This is a genomic window from Phycisphaerales bacterium, assembly GCA_040221175.1.
Classification (GTDB): Bacteria; Planctomycetota; Phycisphaerae; order Phycisphaerales; family UBA1924; genus JAHCJI01.
The window spans coordinates 86035-105162 of sequence record JAVJVK010000001.1; the positions used below are offsets into that span (position 1 = coordinate 86035).

Below are 19128 nucleotides of genomic sequence, written 5' to 3' on the forward strand. Positions count from 1 at the left end.
TTCTTTTTGCATGGAATGATGAAAAAAGGGTTTACAAGACCCCATGGTTTCGGGTAATCTGGAGCCGTTCCGGGATATGCCCCGGGATGCATTCCTCGCAACAGGCGACCCGGCGTCTCGTGGAGTCGGGTCGCCTTTTTTCTTGCGATGATTCTCCTCGCGTGCTTCTCTACGCCTCCGCCGGAGGGCCGGATCCCCGTTCTGAGTCGCCCGACCGCTCCTGGGGCCGTACGCCGGTCTTCCGGTAGCTTCGACGGCCGCTGGCGTAGAGCTCTGGGTCGACTCGGACCTCCATGGGCTGGCTCTGGGCGTGCTGGCGATGGAGCTTCTTGAGCACCGGGACGCACCAGCCGCAGCCGGTGCCCGCCCCCAGGCACTCGCTGATGAGCGAGGCGACCGGTGGATCCTCGCGCTGGATGAATCGCTTGACCTTCCCCAGCGGCACGTGGAAGCACAGGCACACGTCGTCGGTGTCGCTCAATTGGCCTTCACCGGGGGCTTCGGGCTGGGTGGGGCCGTCCATGGGTGAGCGTACGATGCCCGCCCCCGAAGGATCGGCAGCGTGGAAAGGACGGCGGCGATGGCATCGATGCGTGTGAAGGACGCCCTGGCGGCGGACGTCGGAACTGCGGTGACGCTCAAGGGCTGGGTCAGGACCCGGAGAGACTCCAAGGCCGGGCTGAGCTTCATCCAACTCCACGACGGGTCGTGCTTCGACCCCATCCAAGTCGTCGCCAAGACCGACCTTGGCAACTACGACAACGAGATCCTGCACCTGACCACCGGCTGCGCGATCGAGGTCGACGGCGAACTGGTCGAGAGCCAGGGCAAGGGCCAGTGCGTGGAGGTGGTCGCAAGCGAGGTTCGCGTCGTGGGCTGGGTGGAAGACCCCGATACCTATCCCGCCAGCGCCAAGCGGCACAGCTTCGAGTATCTCCGCGAGGTCGCGCACCTGCGGCCGCGCACGAACACGTTCGGCGCCATGGCCCGCGTCCGGCATCGCCTGGCGTATGCGATCCACAGCTACTTCGAGCAAAACGGCTTCTACTGGGTCCACACGCCCATCATCACCACGAGCGACGCCGAGGGAGCCGGACACCTGTTCCGCGTCAGCACGCTGGACGCGGTGAACCCGCCGATGACCGAGGACAAACGGGGCGTTGACTGGAAGGAAGACTTCTTCGGCAAGCAGTCGTTCCTGACGGTGTCGGGGCAGCTCAACGTCGAGACGTACTGCTGTGCGCTTAGCCGGGTGTACACATTCGGACCCACGTTCCGTGCCGAGAACAGCAACACGAGCCGCCACCTGGCCGAGTTCTGGATGATCGAGCCGGAGATCGCGTTCGCGGACCTCAACGACAACGCGAAGCTGGCCGAGGGGTTGCTGAAGTACGTCTTCGACGACCTGCTGACGCACTGCGCCGATGACGCGCAGTTCTTCGACGAGCGGATCGAAAAGGGGCTGATCGATCGGCTCAAGCACGTGATCGCCTCGCCCTTCCGCATGCTGCCCTACACCGAGGCGGTGGACATCCTGCAAAAGAGCGGCAAGAAGTTCGAGTTCCCCGTCGAGTGGGGCACCGACCTGCAGAGCGAGCACGAGCGGTACCTGACCGAGGAGAAGTTCAAGCAGCCCGTGGTGGTGGTGGACTATCCCAAGGACATCAAGGCCTTCTACATGCGGCTGAACGACGACAAGAAGACTGTCGCCGCGATGGACGTACTGGTGCCGGGCGTGGGCGAGTTGATCGGGGGCAGCCAACGCGAGGAGCGGCTGGACGTGCTCGATCAGCGCATCGACGAGATGGGCCTGCCCAAGGACGAGTACGGCTGGTATCGCGATTTGCGTCGATATGGGACGGTGCCGCACGCAGGATTTGGCCTGGGCTTTGAACGCCTGGTGATGTACTGCACGGGCCTGCAGAACATCCGCGACGCGATTCCATTCCCGCGCGCGCCGGGGCAGGCGGCGTTCTGATCAGCCAAGCGACTTGATCGCACCGGCGAGCATGAACGAGCCGCAGGCGAGGATGAGGCCCGCCGGGCCTGCCAACTCGTGTGCGCGCTGAAGGGCTTGGGCAGGGTCGGCACGCACTTCGCTCGAGCATGCATAGATTACCGCGAGTTCTTCTGCCGGACGCGATCTTGGCCCGGCTTGCGTAAAGACCACCTGGCCGCCCGCTCTGGCGAGCTGGTCGAGCATGCCGGCGGCGTCCTTGTCCTTTGCGCAGCCGAAGATGATGACGAGGCCCCCGTCGTGCTCGGGGAGGGCTGCCAGCGTGGCGCGCAGGGAGGCGGGCGTGTGGGCGCCGTCGATGATGAGCGTGGGGCTCGTGGCGATCGTCTCCATGCGTCCGTCGCGGGGCGTGTGCGCGAGTCCATCGGCGACCACGGTCTCGGTGAGCCGCTCGCCGAGGAGCCGGGCGCATGCGGCGATCGCGGCGGCGGTGTTGGCCGCCTGATGCGCGCCCGGAAGGGGGCTTCGGACGTTGGAGAGCACGCGGCCGTCGATGGTCACCGTGACCATGGCGTGGCCCGCGTCCATGCGGTGCGTGAAGGCGATGTCGTCTCCCAGGACGAGCAGCGGAGCACCAACCTCGGCGGCGCATGCCTCGAACACCTCGAGCACCTCGGGCGGCTGGGGCGTACAGATGGCGGGCACGCCGGGCTTGAGGATGCCGGCCTTTTCGGCGGCGATCTTCGCGAGCGTGTCGCCCAGGATGTCGGTGTGCTCGAGCTCGATCGACGCGAGCACGCAAGCGGCAGGGCTGAGGATGTTGGTCGAGTCGAGCCGTCCGCCCAGGCCAACCTCGTAGACGGCCGCGTGGCAGCCCGAACGTGCGAAGTGGTCGAATGCGGCGGCGGTGATGGCCTCGAAGTAGGTGGGCGAGCCAAATCGCTCGATGACCTCGGCTGGGAGGGCAGCCTCGGCCTGGTTGACCCGCCAGATGGCCGTGGCCAGCTCGGCGTCACTGCATGGCTGGCGGTCGACGGCGATGCGCTCGTTGGGATGGATCAGGTGCGGGCTGGTGAAGGCGCCGCTGCGCATGCCCGCGGCGGTCAGGATGCTGGCGGCCATGCGGGTGATGCTGCCCTTGCCCTTGCTGCCGGCCACGTGGATGGCCGGCACGGCCAGGTGCGGGTCTCCCAGGGCGGCCGATAGCGCCCGCATGCGGTCGAGCTTCAACACGCGGGTGGCCAGGCTCCGGTCGGGCTGGCGCTCGAAGTTCACCTTGGCATTCAGCCAGGCCAGGGCGGCATGGAGCGACCAATCTGCAGGTGACCAGGGGGTGGGGGCTTGCTTATGGCCGTCGGGGGCCGATGATCCGGGCATGGCCGAGCATACGGACGGACGTGCGGGTGGCGAGACACGAGGCTCGAAGTTCGGGCCCTTCCCAGAGGCGCACCCCGATCGAGGCCACGACTCGTGGCGGGTCCTTCGCATCATGAGCGAGTTTGTCGAGGGTTTTGACACCCTCGAGCGGCTGCCGCCGGCGGTCACGGTGTTCGGCTCGGCCCGCACCAAGGCCGATGACCCCATGTACGATGCCGCCCGGAAGATGGGAGCGGCATTGGCCGAGTCTGGGCTCACCGTGATCACCGGCGGCGGACCGGGCATCATGGAGGCGGCCAATCGCGGGGCGTACGACGTCGGTGGTCGATCGGTGGGCATGAACATCGCCTTGCCCATGGAACAGGAGCCAAACCCGTATCAGACCGACGAACTGACGTTCGAGTACTTCTTCGTGCGAAAGGTCATGCTGGTGAAGTACGCCCGTGCGTTCGTGATCTTTCCGGGCGGGTTCGGAACGCTGGACGAGTTCTTCGAGGCCATGACGCTGATGCAGACGCTGAAGGTCGAGCCCTTCCCGCTGATCCTGTACGGCTCGGAGTTCTGGGCCGAGCCGGTGGCGTGGATCCGAGACAAGATGTGGAACAAGTTCCGAACAATTTCTGAAGCCGACCTGTCCCTTTTTCATCTTGTGGACAGCATCGAGGGGGCCATGTCGCTGGTGAAGCGTGCGATCGAGGGCACGTACGAGACGTCTTTGCCCAGCGTCATCGGACCTGCCGCTCGCGAAAGTGGGGAGGGAACCCGCCGTGGCGTGCGTCCCAGGCACGGTGGGCAGGCTTCGGACCAGAAAGCCGAGGGCTACCGTTCGCGGTCGGTGCGTCATTTCGAAGCAGACTGAGGTTGATTCTCGTCGGCAAATCCGCGATACTGCCCGTTCGGGCGTCCGCGCTTTCGGTATGACGCCCGTCCGAATCGCGGCGGCCGGGCAAAGTGGGGGCCGGCCGCTCATAGCCTGCTCCGGCTAGACCCCTCCAGGAGTCGATATGGCTTCCAAAGGCAACGCGAGCGTCGGCAACGACAAGAACGTGACCAAGAAGCACCTGGTGGACGAGATCACTCGCCAGACCAAGCTTTCGCGACACGACGTCCAGACCGTCGTCCAGGGCGTCCTCGATCAGATGATCGAGGCCATTGGCAGCGGCCAGCGGATCGAGATCCGGGACTTTGGCGTCTTCGAGGTGAAGTCTCGCGCGGCGCGGACCGCTCAGAATCCGAAAACACTCGAACCGGTTCCCGTACCGCCCAAGCGTGCGGTTCGCTTCAAGCCGGGCCGGCTCATGAAGGCGGCGCTCGAGTCTCAGGTGAGCCAGCCCGCAGCCACGGGCGCGACGGCAAACGGCCATGCGGCCGAACTGCCCGAACCGCCCATCGTGGAAGTGCGCCGCGAAGAGCGCGTGCCGGCGGGGGCTGGACGGAGCTGATCCGCATCACAGCCGGGAATGCATTGGGGGAGACGGCCGCCCGGGATGACGGGGTGGTCGCGGCTTCTACAATGGCGACCTGAGCCGCACCATCCGAGCCGAAGGGCCTGATCCGGGCCCGATCGCGCTCGCTTCTGAGTTGGAGTCGTGATATGCCGCATGTGATCGCCGAGCCCTGCATCGGGACGAAGGACACCTCGTGCGTCGAGGTCTGCCCGGTTGACTGCATCCATCCGGGCAAGGACGAGGGCGACTTCGAGCAGGCCAACCAGTTGTACATCGATCCGGACACCTGCATCGATTGCGGGCTGTGCGTGGATGAATGCCCCGTTCAGGCGATCTTCCCCGAGGAAGACCTGCCCGAACAGTGGAACAAGTACGTCGAACTCAATCTGGACTACTACAAGGACAAGTAGCAGCCGGTGCCGGCCGCTCAGGAGCCGGGCCGATTTCGGACGCCCTGGAGCGTGGAGTTGCCCTGGCGCTCGCCTGTGGGCACGACGCTGAAGCTGCCATCGGTTTCGAGGACCACGGCATGGGCCTGCTCGAATGCGGCCAGGCCGTTGGTGCGGAGAGCCGACCGGATTTCGTCGGTCGTGACTCGGGTGCGCTTCATGGCCTCACTGAGCATGCGCCCCTCGAAGAGCAGGAGCACCGGCTCGCCGGTCACGGCCTGCTTGATGAGCCGCCATCGTGCGCTGCTCCAGGTGACCACGAACTGGAGCGTGATGAGCAGCCCGAGGGCGGTGACGCCCTGGGCCAGGCTGACATCTTTGCTTATCAAGACCGTGGCCAGCGTCGAACCCAGGGCGATCGTGACGATGAAGTCAAACGCATTCATCTTGGATAAGGTGCGCGGGCCTGAGATCCGAAGGAAGACCACCACGGCCACGTAGGCCAGGACGCCCACCAGCAGCGTCCGGCCGATGGTGTTCCAGTTGTCGAAGAAGATCTGCATCGCGGCCCTCCGCGTGCAGTCTATCGGAGGGATCGCCCGCGGCGTGGCTGGATGAGCGTTCGCTCAGGCGGCGCTGTCGCCCTTCCTGAAGGCCGCCCGAGCGGCCGCATTGCGCTGCAGTTGCTTGTCGGTCCGCACGTTGTGGGGCGCCTCGGGCGGTTCGGTCCAGTCCTCGGCTCGGCCCAGGTCCACGGCGGCCTTCTGCACCTTGCGGTAGCCCAGCAGGCGGATGATCTCCAGCACGTCGCTCCACGCGGGGAAGGTCACGTCGTTGCCCTTCTTGAATGCGTCGATGGCCATCAGGAACATGAACTGCTCCTGCGTCATCTCACCCTCCTCGGCAGAGCGGTGGAAGTCGCTCAGCCGGCGTCCGCGGCCGCGACGACGCTCCAGTCCCGTGGGCCGTTCGGCACCGGGCATGTTGCGACGGTCCAGGCCCAGGCGGCGATCGACGACCTCGGCGCGCCGGGTGTCGGGCGGCGGCGAATCGTCGTCGCTGGAGAGCGAATCGGAATCGGCCAACGGGGCGATCGCCTCGTCGAGCGAGGCGGACTCGTCTTCGTTGAGTTCGAAGTCGAAGGCGTCGGATTCGTTGGCGTGATGATCGTTGCGATGTGCTTGCGGCATGGACGGCGTGCTCCTGGCCGCCGGCTCAGAACACGCAAGCGAGCGTCGGCCGGAGGTGGCCGGGCTCAGGGCGTGATGGGCCCTTGGCCTTAGAGGTCTTCGTCGTCCTCATCGGCATCTTCGTCGTCGTCGGCCACCTCATCTTCGTCGTCGTCGAGGAAGTCGGCGTCGTAGTCCTCGTCTTCCTCTTCATCGTCGTAGTCGAGGTCGTCAAAATCGTCATCGTCCTCATCGTCGTCGTAGGCCACAAGGTCCGAGTTGTCGGGCAGCCAGGGCGAGGCGGGCTCGGGAGCCAGGCCCGGAGCGGCCCAGGTGACTTCTTCGGCATCGAGCATGAGCGTGGGCATGTCTGTTCGTCCGCAAGGGTGCGGCGGTAGAGAGCCGCACCGGTGGTCCAAGTGGGGAGCCGGTACACCGCGTGCTCCCGTGGCCCGTCGCCCGGCGGCCCCCTTTCCAAGGGCTGAGCGAGCGCGACCGGGGAGCGCCGCAAGGCTACACCCCTTTCGGGCCGTGTCAACTGTTCAGGCCGCCCGTCGCCGCACGCGGAGGCCCGGAGGCCCTGGGGCTACCATCGGCCTCATGTCCGACACCCCCGCACCGCCCGGCACCGCACCCACCCCGCCCGCTCCCCGGGCGAGCGTTTCGCGGTTCGCGCCGGGGCCGGAGCGGTTCCACCCCGTTGCCGGGGTTGCCGGGCTGCTGCTGCCCGGCCTTGGCCACCTCGTGCTTGGGCAACCCCGACGAGCCCTGGCCATCGGCCTGGGCATCCTGGGCCTGTTCTTCGGGGGCATCCTGCTGGGTGGCATCGACACGGTGGACAGCCGCGAGGACCGTCTCTGGTTCTACGTGCACGCGTTCGTCGGGCCGGCCACGTTCGTCGCCGACTGGGTCAACCAGAACCAGTTCAAGGCCTGGGCGATGGACGATTCGGCCCCGGGACGGCCGCAGCCGATCTTCCGGTCTGCCTTCCCGGGCGAGGTCCGTGTCGCAACCGCCCAGGATGGTCGCTTGCCCTACCCGCAACTGGCTCGCACGCCGCAGTGGGGCGATTCGGGTAGCTTCCAGGGGCGACCCGGGGCGGGCAAGTCGGTGGGCAAGGTCAACGAGGTCGCCCTCCTGATGGTCGCGCTGGCGGGCATGCTGAACCTGGTGGCGGTGCTCGATGCCCTGTTCAATCGTCGCCGACCCGAATCGGAGTTGTACGGACGGGGGGCCACGCCATGAGTTCGCTCCCGCTTGCGCTGACGCTCGGGTGGCGTCCGTTCATCGATCCCATCGATGCCCACGCGTGGTGGTTCCTGCTCTTGATCCCCATCGCGCTTCTCGTGAGCCTGTCCTGGAAGTCGGTGCGCATCGACGACATCAAGCGTCTGCCGCGTCCAGTGCTGGTCATGACGGCCCAGGTCATCCTGGCGATGCTGGGTCTGGGACTTGCGGCCTTCATCGGCCTGGTCGTCGTCCTTCCCCTGCTGGCGAGTATTTCGAGATGACGGCGCTTCGGCTGGTCTTGCTGGCCTGGGTGTTCGGAGCCATCGCAGCAGGCGGGTGCGTTACGCGCCCCACGGCCAACGTCGAGGGCGTCAGCATCCAGAACACGACCGCCGAGGCAGCGGTGCTCTCGTTCACCATCGTCGCGAACAACACGGGCGAGACCGAACTGCCCCTGCGGATGGTGGACTACACGCTGAGCATCGAGGGCGAGCGTGTGTTCCGTGGGCGACGCAGCGCCGAGGCGACGCTTAGCCGCAAGGACCAACAGTCGGTGGAACTTCCGGTGCCCATCGCGTGGGATGATCTGCCGGTGCGCGAGGTGCGGTATCGCTTGCGAGGCCGCCTCGGCTATACGCTACCGGGCATCTTCTGGCGCGCCATGTTCGACTCGGGGCTGTATCGCCCCGATGCGAGCTTCGAGTACGAGGGCACGCTCGATGCGTCGGCCCTGGCTCCCCGCGGCTGACGCCTACACGAAGTACAGGCCCGAGACGTATTCGCGCACCATCCGCTGTGTGGTGAAATGCGAGCCGTTGATGGCGATGGAGTGCGCCATGATGTCGGCCCACTTCGTGCGGTTTTCGTAGGTCGGCAGGATGACCTGATCGAGCTTGTCGTAGATGTCCTGGGCGTGGTTGCGGTCCTGGGTGTTGGTGGTGGGAGCCTTGCGCTTGCGGTTGGGTCCGAAGTCGTCCTTGCCGATGGCCCAGCCGGTGAGGCCCTCGATGCAGCCCTCCAGCCACCAGCCGTCCAGCGTGCTGAGGTTGGGCACGCCGTTGATGGCGGCCTTCATGCCGCTGGTGCCGCTGGCCTCCAGGGGTGGGCGCGGGGTGTTGAGCCAGATGTCGCTGCCAGCGGTCATGAGCCCGCACAGCGCCATGTTGTAGTTGGGCAGGTACACCACGCGGGCATGCTTGAGCCGCTTGGCCTTGCGCAGCGTGTCGACGATCATGGCCTGGCCCGGCTCGTCCTTGGGGTGGGCCTTGCCGGCCAGGACGACCTGGATGCCGTCGTGCTTCTCGGCGATTTCGTCGAACTTCTTAGGGTTGCGCAGCAGCAGCGTCAGCCGCTTGTACGCCGTGGCGCGGCGACCAAAGCCGATGGTGAAGGTGTCCAGGTCGAAGTCGGCGTGCGTCAGCTCGTTCACGCGATCGATCAGCGCGACCTTGGCGCGCAGGTGTGCCTTGAGCAAGGCCTTGCGATCCAGGTCGATGGCAAAGCGAAGCTCGCTGTTGTCGTCGCGCCAGCCGGGCATGTGCTTGTCAAACAGCTTCGCCATGTCGCCGCACACCCAGGTGCGGGCATGGATGCCATTGGTGACCGATTGGATATCGTCGCGGCCGAACATCTTGCGCGAGACCTCGGCGTGGCGGCGGGCGACGGCGTTGATGCGTCCGCTGCCCCAGAAGCCCGTGAGCGTCATGTTCAGCGTGCCCTTGGGCGGGGGCGGGGGCTCGGCCACGGCGGTACCGCCGCCGTAGCGACGGCTCGCACGCTCGACCATCGGTACGCCCGCGGGCAGGGCATACGCGGGAACCGGGCCATCGTGGCTGGCGACCGCCTGGGCCACGGGCTCGGGCGGCTCGGTTGTGGCGTTCGGATTGGCTTCCATCGGCGCCTCGTGCATCGCTCCCTCGGGTTCGGGATGCAGTAACTCGACGATCTCGGGGTCGAGGATGCTGTGCACCATCTCCATGGGGAAGCGGTCGTGGCCTGCCGGCACCGGAGTGTGCGTCGTGAACACGCACTTTTCCTGAACCTCGGCCAGCACGGACGGGTCCGTTGGCTTGCGATGGCTGAAGCGTGACGTATGTCGGATCAACTCGGGCACCAGCAGGCTGGCGTGGCCCTCGTTCATGTGGTAGATCTTGATGCCGTCGCCGCCCAGGATGTTGAGCATGCGCACGCCGCCGATGCCCAGGATCGCTTCCTGCCGCAGGCGCAGCTCGTCGTCCCCGCCGTAGAGGCGGTTGGTGATGCCGCGATGGTCCTTGCGGTTCTGGGGCAGATCGGTATCCAGGAAGATGACCGGCGTCTCGAAGCCATGGTACTTGTCGCGGATGGCGGTCTTCCACGCGCCCACGCGCACGGTGCGGCCATCGAGCTTCACGCTGATCTCGTTGGGCAGCCGGGTCATGAACTTCTCGGGTCGCCACGAGATGGGCTCGTCGTGCTGCGTGCCGTTGGCTTCGAGCGTCTGCTTGAAGTACCCGCCGCGATGCAGCAGCGACACGGCCACCATCGGCACCTTCAGGTTGCACGCCGACCGCACGGTGTCGCCGGCCAGGACGCCCAGCCCACCGGAGTAGGTCGGGATCTTGTCGTTGATGGCGATCTCCATCGTGAAGTAGGCCACGCGGGGATCGATGCCGAGATGCTGGTTTTGGCGTGCGGGCATGGGCGATGCTTCCTTCCGATAATCGATTCACTCGAGCGATGAAGAGCCAGACTCCCCAACTTCGGCAGGTTTGGGGCCTCGGTGCAGCGCAAGATCGTGGGCCTGGGCATATGCCTCGCCCATTTCCATCCAGTCGAACAGCCACGACCGCTGCTCGGCCGAGTTCCGCACGCGGATCCGCTCGCGCTGGGTGAGCTGGCAGAACTCGAGCATGCGGCGGGCCAGGGCCTCGACCGCCTGGGCCGTGGTCTTGTGCTTGCGCTGGAGCACCCACGGCGCCCAGCCGGCGGGCTGTGCGTGGCGTTCGGTGACGAAGTCGCCGAAGCCCGACATGTCGGTGGTGATGGCCGGTACACCCAGGGCCAGGCACTCCAGCGGCGTGTAACCCCAGGGCTCGTACGTGCTGGGAAAGATTCCCAGGTGGCAGCCGCGCACGAACTGGTCGTACTCCATGCCCCATAGGGGGTTCGTGGGGCTGATGAACTGGGGGTGGTAGACGATCTTGACACGGTCTTCAGGGTCGTTGCGCAGGCCGGCGACGGCGATCTCGCTGAGAACCTCGTCGCGGGGGTCGCCCTCGAGCGTGTGGGTGATGACGCTGGGCCAGCCCCGCGTGCGGAAGGCCGCCTGCGTGCGCTTGAGCCGGAGCATCCAGTACTCCTCGGCCATCGAGTCGAGCGAGACCCGCCCCTCGCTGGCCGCCGTCCGGAAGAGCCGCTCGCGCAGATCGTCGGCGATGTGTTCGCACACGTCCTCGAGTTCGTCCAGCACGGCCCGGTTCTGGAGCACCACCGGATCGATGGACCGCACGTCGCGCCGAGTGACGATGAACGATACCACCGTGTGGGGGTTGTCGGTCTCCTTCAGCAGTTCGTTCAGCCGGGCGTTGGCGCGGATGAACAGGTCGAAGCCCTTGTTGCGAGGCTCGTAGCGCCCGCTGGTGAAGAAGTAGAGCGTGTGGTCCAGGTCGATGGGCCGGGTGGGGAAGAAGTGCCCCATCGTGAAGTGGTGGACCTTGTCCTTGAACAGCGCGTGCAGCGTCTGGAACTCGTGGCCCACGCTCAGGCGGCCGATGTCCAGCCCGTTGGGCAGGATGGCGTCGGGCTTGCGTCCCAGCAGGTGCTCGCACTCCACGCCCGTCAGCGGGCTGATGGTCGTCATTACGTCGCAATCGCGCGCAGCCAGCCGCTCGTAGTCGTGCCGCGAGCGGATGCCGAAGCGGTCGGCCTCGGCGGCCGGGTCCAGCCCCACAACGGTCTCGGGTGGGTCGTCACTGCTGGCCAGGTAGCGGCCCAGCAGGGTGGCGTGCGTGGTGAACACCGTCGAGATCGGCTGCTCTTCACGCTTCATGAGCGGAATGGCAAGCCCGCCCATCCACTCGTGGAAGTGGGCCATCACGCGGCGCGGGTGGCGGCGGGCGGGCCGCTGATCTCGCCAGGCGTGGTCCACGGCCCGCATGAAGTGGCGCGTGACGTCGGCAAAGGCGATCACCCCGTCGACCATCTCGTCGCCGCTGGGCGAACTCACCTTGTCGTGCTGCCAGAGGTAGAACTTCTCGCTGTTGATGCGTTCGGCCGGCAGCTTGTTGTCCAGCAGCACCACGCGAGGCCGCCCCGGCACCAGCCAGCGCCCGGTATGGCACGCGATGCCGATGTCGTCCAGGGCGGCCACGGCCCGGGCCAGCCACCCCGTAGGCCGACGCGGCTCCATCTCCAGGGCCGCCTGCTCGGGCACGTACGGGCCGACCATCAGGTATCGATCATCCCAATGGTCGACCATGGTGGCCGCCTTCGACCGCAGCACCTGGTAGATGCCCCCGATGGGGTTGCACACCTCGTAGCCGACCTCGACCAGCAGCACCCCCGGCGAACCACGGCCGCCGGGCAGCGTCGTGGGTCGGTCTGGTTCATGTTCCGCTCTGATCGGGGCCACGTCGCTCTCCGTGCGAGGCATCGCCATGCCCGCGCCGCGCAATCCTTGCGCCGCTCGGGTCGGCTCGTCGTATCTTCGGCTCCGTCAGTGGGAGAGGAGCGTCAATCCACTATCGGTCTTGGCGGTGGCGGGCGTGAGCGGGAATCGGCCCACGATGTCGCGAAATGCGCATGCTCGCAGGCTGTTCGTTGGGGTTTTATGAATCCGTCGCCAGACTGCCGCAAAAGTCGGCCCTTCGGCTGGTCGATATTTTCGGCGAACCGTACGATTGATCAGGAGAATCAATCGGTGCGGCGGCTCTCGGCGGACGAATTCCGCCGCCCGGATGGAGGTGGGCCGTGATCGGCTCGAACAGCACAGCGCTCCGCCAGCATGCCTATTCGGTGTTCACCGCATCGCGGCGCGAGCGTGAGAGCAGGGCGCCGGAATCTGTTCGCCGGCTCCTCATTCCTGACCAGCCGGCATCGGGCCGGATAGAGCCCCAGCGAGTCGTCGAGGCCAAGCGCCCGCTCGGCGGTGTCGCCGCCAACGAGAGCCCCGGGGCCGTCCGGGCATCGCTGCTGCGAGCCGAGCCGGCAAAGTCCCGTGCGGCTTCGGAGCGAGCCCGTGGTCCCGAGCCAACGCACGAAGAGATCCGCCAGCGGGCCTATGAGTTGTTCGAGGCGCGGGGCGGCGCTCCCGGCGACCCCGTCGCAGACTGGCTCCAAGCCGAGAGAGAGCTTCGCCAGGAGCGAGGTCACGGCTGATTCAGCGGGCATGACTTCGATCTAAGGGGTTTCCGAAGGCGATCCGTGCTGGATCGGCCACGGTTTTCGGTCGATCTGGGCTCTGGCGGCCCTCGCGCCGCTCGGAGAGCCCAGACGTGACCAACCATCTCTTAATGATCCCGCCCGACGCACGCCACGCTGTAGGCCAGACCCAAGACCACGGCTGGATCTCTGCCGACGACCAGTACTGGTTCAACGAGGGCACCCACGCCCACCTGTACGAGAAGCTCGGCGCCCACCCGCTGCCGGGCGGGCAGGGCGTTCGGTTCGGCGTCTGGGCGCCCAATGCCCGGGCCGTCTCGGTGGTGGGGGATTGGAACTACTGGTCTCCCGGAGCCGACACCCTGACCCCGGTGGGCAGCAGCGGGCTGTGGGTCGGCGTCGCCGCCAACGCGCGCGAGGGCGCCCACTACAAGTACGTCATCGACTCGCACGCGGGCGGCAGGCGGCTCGAAAAAACCGATCCATTTGGTTTTCGGCAGGAGCAGCCGCCCCGTACGGCCTCGATCGTGCAGGGGCTCGGCTACGAATGGAATGACGACGCGTGGATGCGGACCCGCGGCCAGCGCCACAAGGTCGACCAGCCCATGAGCATCTACGAATTGCACCTGGGCTCGTGGCGGCGCGTGCCAGAAGACGGCAACCGAAGCCTGAACTACCGCGAACTCGCGCCCGTGCTGTCCGAGTACTGCAACCGGCTTGGGTTCACGCACGTCGAGCTCATGCCGGTCATGGAGCACCCGCTCTACAAGAGCTGGGGCTACCAGACCGTGGGCTACTTCGCGCCCACGAGCCGGTATGGCACGCCGCAGGACTTCATGTTCCTCATTGATACGCTGCACCAGGCGGGCATCGGCGTGATCCTCGACTGGGTGCCCAGCCACTTCCCGGCCGACGCCCACGGGCTGGCGCTGTTCGACGGCACGCACCTGTTCGAGCATGCCGACCCGCGCGAGGGCTTCCACCCCGACTGGAAGTCGATGATCTTCAACTATGGGCGGCACGAGGTCCGCAGCTTCCTCATCTCCAGCGCCATGTTCTGGCTGGACAAATACCACGTTGATGGCATCCGCGTCGACGCCGTCGCCTCGATGCTCTACCGCGACTACTCGCGCAAGGAAGGCGAGTGGGTGCCCAACCGCTTCGGCGGGCGCGAGAACCTGGAAGCCATCGACTTCCTCCGCCAGCTCAATACGACGCTGTACGGGGCCCATCCGGACATCGTGACCTTTGCCGAGGAATCGACCGCATGGCCCGGCGTGACGCGCCCGGCCCATCTGGGCGGGCTGGGCTTCGGGTACAAGTGGGACATGGGCTGGATGCACGACACACTGACGTACCTGGGGCACGAGCCCATCCACCGCAAGTACCACCACAACGAGATCAGCTTCCGCGCGGTCTACCAGTTCAGCGAGAACTACGTCATGCCGCTCAGCCACGACGAGGTCGTGCACGGCAAGGGCTCGCTGCTGGATCGCATGCCGGGTGACGAATGGCAGCGGCTTGCAAACCTTCGGCTTCTCTACGGATTGCAATGGACCCAGCCGGGCAAGAAGCTGCTGTTCATGGGCGGCGAGCTGGCGCAGGTGCCCGAATGGGACCACGACTCGAGCATCGAGTGGCATCTGGAGGGCGTGCCCAGCCACGCGGGCATCGCTGCGCTGGTGGGCACGCTGAACGATCTCTACAAGCGAGAGCCGGCGCTGCACGAGCGAGACTGCGAGCAGCGTGGGTTCGAATGGGTCGACTGCACCGATAGCGAAGACACGGTCATCGCGTTCCTCCGCCGCGGCGTGCGGGAGCGCGACACCGTGCTGGTGGTGGCAAACTTCACGCCCGTGGTTCGCTACGGCTACACGCTGGGCGTGCCCTTCGGCGGGCGGTGGCGCGAAGTGCTGAATACCGATGCCGAGTGCTTCGGTGGATCGGGCGTGGGCAACATGGGCGGTGTCGACGCCATCGAAGCGCCCTCGCACGGTCGACCGAATCGACTCGACCTCACGCTGCCGCCGCTGTCGGTCATCGTGCTGCGGTGCGAGCCGGCCGAATGAGCGTCCGAAGCGAAGATTCTCGCGATCCCGCCCTGCTGCGCGTCGCACGGGCCCATGGCCTGCTCACCGAGCACGAGAACGGGATGGGCGTGCGGTGCTTCCCGAGCGAGGCGGCGATCATTGCCGTGCTGCGTGGGCTGGGCGTCGATCCCGATCGCCCCAGCGACGCGCAACCCAGATCGCCAGTAGCCGGTCCGCCCAAGCGGTTCTGGCGCGACGAGCGGCGGCGCCTGGGCATTTTTGCGCCGCTCTATGCGATCCGATCCATGCGTAGTGCCGGGGTGGGGGGACTGGAAGACCTCGGTCGCCTGTGCGAGTGGGCCGGTGGCCTGGGCGTCTCGCTGGTGAGCACGCTGCCGCTGCTGTCGGGTCGCTATGCCACACCCATCGATGGCTGCCCTTATGCGCCGCTGAGCCGAAGCGTGTTCAGCGAACTCTTCCTCGATCTATGGGATGTCATGACGCCCACTGAACGTGAGGAATCGGCAAGGCTCACCGCGTCTCCCATGATTGACTATGAAGCGAGCTGGCAGCTCAAGCGCGGCGTGCTGGCGCGAGAATCCACCGCGGCCGATCCGGTGGCGATCGAGACCCTTCTTGACGCCGATCCGCTCGTGGCCCAGTACGTCCGCTGGCGGGCCGAGCACGAGGGCGGCGGCCCCGACGCCGAGCGACTCTATGGCTTTGCCCAGTTGCGGCTGCACGAGCAACTCTCGGCCCTGCGATCGCGTGCCGAGGCGGCCGGCTGCGGGCTCTACCTCGACCTGCCCGTGGGCGTGACCGCCAACGGGTTCGACGTCCATCGCACGCCCGATGCGTACGCCAAGGGCATCGCCGTCGGTGCGCCGCCCGACGCATACTTCCCCGAGGGCCAGGTCTGGGGCTTCCCGCCGATGCTGCCCGAGCACGCCCGCCTGAGCGGCCACGGCGAACTGATCGAGGCCACGCGACGACACCTGCGCTACGCCAGCACCCTGCGGCTCGACCACGTCATGGGCCTGTGGCGGTTGTACTGGGTGCCCGAAGGCCACGGCGCCGACGACGGCGTCTATGTTCAGTACGATGCGGGCGGGGCGCTCGACGCAATGGCCGAACTCTCCCAAGAGCACGAAGCGCTCTTCATCGGCGAGAACCTGGGAACGGTGCCGCCCGAAGTCGATGCGGCCATGATCGACCGGGGCCTGGTCGGCATGACGGCCGCCCAGTACGACGGCGGCGATCAGGCCATGGCTCCCGGGGCCGCCAAGCCCGATCTCATCGCCGCCCCGAACACCCACGACATGCCGACCTTCGCGGGCTATCTGGCGGGCCGGGACATCGACCTGCGTCGATCGCTACGACTGCTCGATGCCTCGGGCGCCGCGTTCGATCATCGCATTCGGTCGGCTGCCGTAAAGGCCCTGCACGAGCGGCTGAGCGTGCGCGATGAAGCGGGGTTGTTTGATGCACTCGTCGATCGGCTGTGCGCTTCGCCGGCGCCGATCGTGATGGTGGCGCTCGAGGACCTGTGGGCGGAGACCGAACCACAGAACATTCCAGGCGTCAGCGAGGGCTACCCATGCTGGCGGCGGCCCATGCGATGGACGCTTGAAGAAGTGATCGCCGACGATAGCATCGCGGCCCGGCTGCGCGGCTGGGCGAGCGGTATTGGTCAGCGATCCGGAGCAGGCGCCTCATGAATCGGTACGTGTGCATCCATGGCCACTTCTATCAGCCGCCGCGCGAGAACCCATGGCTCGAAGCGGTCGAAGTGCAGGACTCGGCCTATCCGTATCACGATTGGAACGAGCGGATCACCGCCGAGTGCTACCAGCCTAACGGGCAGGCGCGAATCCTTGACGAGCAGGGCTGGATCGAGCGCATCAACAACAACTACGCCCACATCAGCTTCAACTTCGGCCCCACGCTGCTCTCATGGATGCAGGAACATGCGCCGGAGGCCTACCAGGCGATCCTCGAAGCCGATCGGCACAGCATCGAGATCAACGCCGGGCACGGCTCGGCCATCGCCCAGGCGTACAACCACATGATCATGCCGCTCGCCAACGCGCGAGACCGGCGGACGCAGGTGCTGTGGGGCATCCGAGACTTCGAGCATCGCTTCGGCCGTCGCCCGGAGGGCATGTGGCTGCCCGAGACCGCGGCAAATCGCGACACGCTCGACGAACTGGCTCGTCAGCGGGTTGCCTTTACGATACTCGCGCCACGCCAGGCGATGCGCTATCGCAGGATCGGCAGCGACCAGTGGATTGACGCCAGGCATCACGGCGTCGATCCGCGGCGGCCGTATCTCGTCAGGCTCGAGGATGGACGCAGCATCGCCGTCTTCTTCTACGACGGCCCGCTCTCCCAAGCGGTCGCCTTCGAGCGTCTGCTGGCAAACGGCGAGCAATTCGCCAACCGCCTGCTCGGAGGCATCGATCACGGCCGCCACGAGCCCCAACTGGTCCACATCGCCACCGATGGCGAGAGCTACGGCCACCATCACCCCTATGGCGACATGGCCCTGTCGTACGCGGTGCGACGGATCATGACCGGCAGCGAGGCGACGCTGGTCAACTACGGCCGCTTCCTCGAATTGCACCCGCCAGAATGGGAAGCCGAGATCATCGATGATTCGTCCTGGAGCTGCGTGCACGGCGTGGAGCGTTGGCGGAGCGACTGCGGCTGTCATTCCGGTGGCCGACCGAACTGGAACCAATCCTGGCGTGCCCCGCTGCGAGAAGCGCTCGACTGGCTCCGAGACGAGATGGCGCCACGCTTCGAGCGCGAGGCGGGGGCCCTGCTCATCGATACGTGGGCGGCTCGAGACGAGTACATCGAGGTCATCCTCGACCGAGACCAGGGACGGGTCAAGGACTTCATCGAGCGACACGTCGGCGCCCACGAGGGCACGATCGACTACACGCGTATCCTGCGACTGCTCGAGATCCAGCGCAACGCCATGCTCATGTACACGAGCTGCGGCTGGTTCTTCGACGAGCTGACGGGCATCGAGACCGTGCAGGTCTTGCAGTATGCCGGCCGCGTGATTCAGATCGCCGAAGGCCTGTTCGAAGAGAGCTTCGAGGAAGCGTTCCTGGATCGCCTCAGCAAGGCGCGCAGCAATCTCCCCGAGCATGGCGATGGACGTGAGGTGTATCTGAGCATGGTCCGGCCGGCCAAGGTCGACCTCCTGAAGATGGCCGAGCACTACGCGGTCATCTCGCTCTTCGAAGAGACCGACGAAGCCAGCCAGGTGTACTGCTATGACGTTCGGAGCGACGATCGACACGAAATGAGTGCGGGGCGGACGCGACTGCGCGTGGGTCGGGCCACGCTGACCAGTCGCATCAGCCTCAACAGCCAGCAAGTGACCTATGCCGTTCTTCACCTGGCCGATCACATCATCACCGGCGGCGCCGGGCTTGAGGTCAGCGACGAGGTGCTCGCGGGTTTCCTGGGGGAGGCCCGGCAGGCGTTCGACATGGCCCAGTACGGCAAGCTGCTGCGGCTGATCGAGCAGAACTTCGGCAGTTCCACATTCTCGCTGGCCTCGCTCTTTAAGGACGAGCAGCGCCGCGTGGCCGAACAAGTTCTCGAGGGCGCTCTGGATAGCGCCGAGGCGACCTATCGGCGGATGTACGACGACCAGGCGCCGCTGCTGCACTTCCTGCATGCGTTGAAGATTCCGGCCCCACGGGCCCTGTACTTCCCGGTCGAACTGGTGCTCAATGCCGACCTGGTCCGCATCCTGCGCGACGATCATCCTGACGTAGGCAAGGCCCGGCAGATCCTCCAGCGGGCAGAGCAGGCCGGCGTCGAACTCGATCGCTCGACGCTGTCATACGTGGCCGAAGCCGCCCTGGCCCGCCTGAGCGAGCGGCTGCTGGCCGACCCAGCCGACGCCGAATCACTGCATTCGATCGGCATCCTCGTGGACATGGTCGAGGCTTCGCCATTCCAGGTGCGATTGGACGCTGCGCAGAACGCCTTGTACCGGGTGCTCCAGGACCTCGACCACACGCTGCACTCCGGCCGCGTCGTCGATGCATCCGCGTGGCGGCACGAGGTCGAGCGGGTCGCGGCGCTCCTGAAAATCCGTTCATAAGATGTTCTTAAGAAAACATTCACGCGAAAAGCCGCGTC

Annotated in this window: 18 protein-coding genes; 11 read left to right on the plus strand and 7 right to left on the minus strand. The window is 66.4% G+C overall.

Annotation, left to right across the window (positions count from 1 at the left end; genetic code table 11):
- Window positions 1-169 precede the first annotated feature (169 nt).
- Window positions 170-523, minus strand: coding sequence for a (2Fe-2S)-binding protein (locus RIE32_00385; GenBank protein ID MEQ9094699.1), 354 nt, complete (start codon window positions 521-523; stop codon window positions 170-172).
- A gap of 57 nt (window positions 524-580) precedes the next feature.
- Between RIE32_00385 and asnS the strand changes: the two genes are divergently transcribed.
- Window positions 581-1978: an asparagine--tRNA ligase gene (gene asnS, locus RIE32_00390; protein ID MEQ9094700.1), complete on the plus strand. Its 1398-nt coding sequence runs from the start codon at window positions 581-583 to the stop codon at window positions 1976-1978.
- Here the strand turns inward: asnS and RIE32_00395 are convergent, their stop codons facing one another.
- Complete coding sequence (locus RIE32_00395) at window positions 1979-3334, minus strand: folylpolyglutamate synthase/dihydrofolate synthase family protein (GenBank protein ID MEQ9094701.1); 1356 nt, start codon at window positions 3332-3334, stop codon at window positions 1979-1981. It lies immediately after the preceding gene.
- Here RIE32_00395 and RIE32_00400 point away from each other — a divergent pair.
- The 3 genes from RIE32_00400 (at window position 3333) to RIE32_00410 (ending at window position 5192) form a co-directional block, all read left to right on the plus strand.
- On the plus strand, window positions 3333-4193 hold the full coding sequence (locus RIE32_00400) for a TIGR00730 family Rossman fold protein (protein MEQ9094702.1): 861 nt from the start codon (window positions 3333-3335) through the stop codon (window positions 4191-4193). The two genes, RIE32_00395 and RIE32_00400, sit on opposite strands and share 2 nt — an antisense overlap.
- Window positions 4194-4338: 145 nt before the next feature.
- Window positions 4339-4776, plus strand: a complete 438-nt coding sequence (locus tag RIE32_00405) for an HU family DNA-binding protein (protein ID MEQ9094703.1) — start codon at window positions 4339-4341, stop codon at window positions 4774-4776.
- Window positions 4777-4928: 152 nt separating this feature from the next.
- The gene (locus RIE32_00410) at window positions 4929-5192 is read left to right on the plus strand and encodes a ferredoxin family protein (protein MEQ9094704.1); all 264 of its coding nucleotides are present in this window, start codon (window positions 4929-4931) and stop codon (window positions 5190-5192) included.
- A 17-nt stretch (window positions 5193-5209) separates the two neighbouring features.
- On the opposite strand, the gene RIE32_00415 is transcribed toward RIE32_00410, so the two are convergent.
- From RIE32_00415 to RIE32_00425, 3 genes are all read right to left on the minus strand, one after another.
- Entirely contained in the window at window positions 5210-5734 is a 525-nt protein-coding gene (locus tag RIE32_00415) for a DUF421 domain-containing protein (protein MEQ9094705.1), read from the minus strand.
- Between the two features lie 63 nt (window positions 5735-5797).
- Window positions 5798-6361, minus strand: a complete 564-nt coding sequence (locus RIE32_00420) for a hypothetical protein (GenBank protein ID MEQ9094706.1) — start codon at window positions 6359-6361, stop codon at window positions 5798-5800.
- A gap of 89 nt (window positions 6362-6450) precedes the next feature.
- Window positions 6451-6708 carry a hypothetical protein gene (locus RIE32_00425; GenBank protein MEQ9094707.1) on the minus strand — a complete coding sequence of 86 codons (258 nt, stop codon included), beginning with the start codon at window positions 6706-6708 and terminating at the stop codon, window positions 6451-6453.
- Between the two features lie 232 nt (window positions 6709-6940).
- Here RIE32_00425 and RIE32_00430 point away from each other — a divergent pair, with 232 nt between their 5' ends.
- From RIE32_00430 to RIE32_00440, 3 genes are read left to right on the plus strand one after another with little or no spacing between them, the layout of a single operon-like run.
- Window positions 6941-7585 (plus strand): hypothetical protein, encoded by a 645-nt coding sequence (locus tag RIE32_00430; GenBank protein MEQ9094708.1) that lies wholly within the window; start codon window positions 6941-6943, stop codon window positions 7583-7585.
- A complete protein-coding gene (locus RIE32_00435) occupies window positions 7582-7851 on the plus strand; it encodes a hypothetical protein (GenBank protein MEQ9094709.1) in 270 nt (89 codons plus the stop codon). Before RIE32_00430 ends, RIE32_00435 begins: the two co-directional genes overlap by 4 nt.
- Window positions 7848-8318, plus strand: coding sequence for an LEA type 2 family protein (locus tag RIE32_00440; GenBank protein ID MEQ9094710.1), 471 nt, complete (start codon window positions 7848-7850; stop codon window positions 8316-8318). The genes RIE32_00435 and RIE32_00440 overlap by 4 nt, the downstream gene beginning before the upstream one ends.
- A 3-nt stretch (window positions 8319-8321) precedes the next feature.
- On the opposite strand, the gene glgP is transcribed toward RIE32_00440, so the two are convergent.
- Together glgP and RIE32_00450 are read right to left on the minus strand one after the other, a co-directional pair.
- Complete coding sequence (gene glgP, locus RIE32_00445; GenBank protein ID MEQ9094711.1) at window positions 8322-10250, minus strand: alpha-glucan family phosphorylase; 1929 nt, start codon at window positions 10248-10250, stop codon at window positions 8322-8324.
- A gap of 27 nt (window positions 10251-10277) precedes the next feature.
- Window positions 10278-12182 (minus strand): glycosyltransferase, encoded by a 1905-nt coding sequence (locus RIE32_00450; GenBank protein MEQ9094712.1) that lies wholly within the window; start codon window positions 12180-12182, stop codon window positions 10278-10280.
- 338 nt (window positions 12183-12520) lie between these two features.
- On the opposite strand from RIE32_00450, the gene RIE32_00455 reads away from it, so the two are divergent.
- The 4 genes from RIE32_00455 to RIE32_00470 all read left to right on the plus strand — a co-directional run bounded on the left by RIE32_00455 (window position 12521) and on the right by RIE32_00470 (window position 19090).
- Window positions 12521-12928 carry a DUF2934 domain-containing protein gene (locus RIE32_00455; GenBank protein ID MEQ9094713.1) on the plus strand — a complete coding sequence of 136 codons (408 nt, stop codon included), beginning with the start codon at window positions 12521-12523 and terminating at the stop codon, window positions 12926-12928.
- Between the two features lie 116 nt (window positions 12929-13044).
- Entirely contained in the window at window positions 13045-15000 is a 1956-nt protein-coding gene (gene glgB, locus RIE32_00460; protein ID MEQ9094714.1) for a 1,4-alpha-glucan branching protein GlgB, read from the plus strand.
- Complete coding sequence (locus RIE32_00465; GenBank protein MEQ9094715.1) at window positions 14997-16679, plus strand: 4-alpha-glucanotransferase; 1683 nt, start codon at window positions 14997-14999, stop codon at window positions 16677-16679. Before glgB ends, RIE32_00465 begins: the two co-directional genes overlap by 4 nt.
- Window positions 16676-19090 (plus strand): DUF3536 domain-containing protein, encoded by a 2415-nt coding sequence (locus RIE32_00470; GenBank protein MEQ9094716.1) that lies wholly within the window; start codon window positions 16676-16678, stop codon window positions 19088-19090. The genes RIE32_00465 and RIE32_00470 overlap by 4 nt, the downstream gene beginning before the upstream one ends.
- The last annotated feature ends 38 nt before the right edge of the window (window positions 19091-19128 follow it).